Origin of the sequence: Isachenkonia alkalipeptolytica, assembly GCF_009910325.1 — a bacterium.
GTDB classification, from domain to species: domain Bacteria; phylum Bacillota; class Clostridia; order Peptostreptococcales; family T1SED10-28; genus Isachenkonia; species Isachenkonia alkalipeptolytica.
This window is the reverse complement of sequence record NZ_SUMG01000054.1, coordinates 1-1,264: the sequence shown is the minus strand read 5'-3', so window position 1 is coordinate 1,264 and position 1,264 is coordinate 1. Positions and strand designations below refer to the sequence as shown.

General features: G+C 38.4%; 2 protein-coding genes. Both read right to left on the bottom strand.

Annotation, left to right across the window (positions count from 1 at the left end):
- Positions 1–198: 198 nt before the first annotated feature.
- Complete coding sequence (locus tag ISALK_RS14825; protein WP_160723652.1) at positions 199–717, bottom strand: ECF transporter S component; 519 nt, start codon at positions 715–717, stop codon at positions 199–201.
- A 357-nt stretch (positions 718–1,074) separates the two neighbouring features.
- A partial coding sequence (locus ISALK_RS14820) for a zinc ribbon domain-containing protein (RefSeq protein ID WP_160723650.1) occupies positions 1,075–1,264 on the bottom strand: 190 nt, incomplete at its 5' end.

Sequence of the window (1,264 nt, the reverse complement as noted above, 5' to 3'; positions counted from 1 at the left end):
AAAAACGAGCATTAGAATACTCGTTTTTAAAGAAATAAATGATATGAAACCCTGTATTTTTTAAGATTATTAGACAGGTCTTATTTAACTTTACAAAGTCTCATTTAGTTCTACAATTGACCAAAAAATTTAGCACAAAGAAAACGGGGGTGTTTGAGTCATCATGACTCAAACACCCCCGTTCCCTTTGTTTTTTTCTTAATTCAAATAAACTCCACGTTTAAAAACAGTTCTTTTAAGAGCTATACAGATAGGAACAAACAGTACCATACCTACTCCACTTTGTAATAGATCTCCGGGAACTCCAGCTAAAGCTGCAGTGAAGCTTCCAAGCATGATGCCTCCCGCGATATAATAACCAAAAGTCATCCATAAAACTCCTACAGTCATGGCCATAATGTTTCGAGTTGTTAAAATCGGTTTTGTTCCTCCATTCGATAAGCTGCCAATCACATACCCCATGATGCCTTTTACAATTAATGTGGGAATAATCCACTGACTGTATCCTAGTAGTAAGTCCGCAATTGCCGAGCCTACACCGCCGGCTAAAGCACCTTTTTTCTTTCCGAATAGTACCGCAGCAAGAAAAATCATCATATCCCCTCCATGAACGTATCCATGGGTTGCCGGTACAGGAATTGAGATGATCATTGTACCTACCGTAACTAGGGCCATCAACAACCCTGTAAGAACCAAATTCTGCGTCTGATTTTTCATATCATCCCTTCTTTCTCTACATGTATATTAGTTCTTTATCTAATTCCATCATAAAATTTTGAAGGTATAATTGCAATATGGTTTTTAAAATTACATTAATTGTATCGGCATAATTTTATGCATTTTGTAAATCATATCGCATTGCACTTGTAACTTCTTGAATGAAAACGAATATACTACAAACTTTTTCTCAATTCTATAGGAATTCCACTGAAAATTCACCAGTTTCTAACTAGAGGATAAGATATCGGTGACATACTCCCACCACTTATAGAAGTGGGGGCTTCTCGTTCGAGTAGCCTACCGGCTACAGCATAAGCGAGCTAACCCCGTGTGCCCCACGGTTTTATGTAGAAGTTATGCCAATGTCATACGCATCCCTTCATTTTTGATATTGATACTTGCATTATGATCCCGGTCTAGGGTCATCCCGCACGTTTCACAGTGGTATACCCGCTCTGACAGGAGAAGTTCTGCTTTCTTTTCACCACAACCACTGCAGAGTTTAGAGCTTGGGAACCATTTGTCGATTTTGATGATTGCTTTT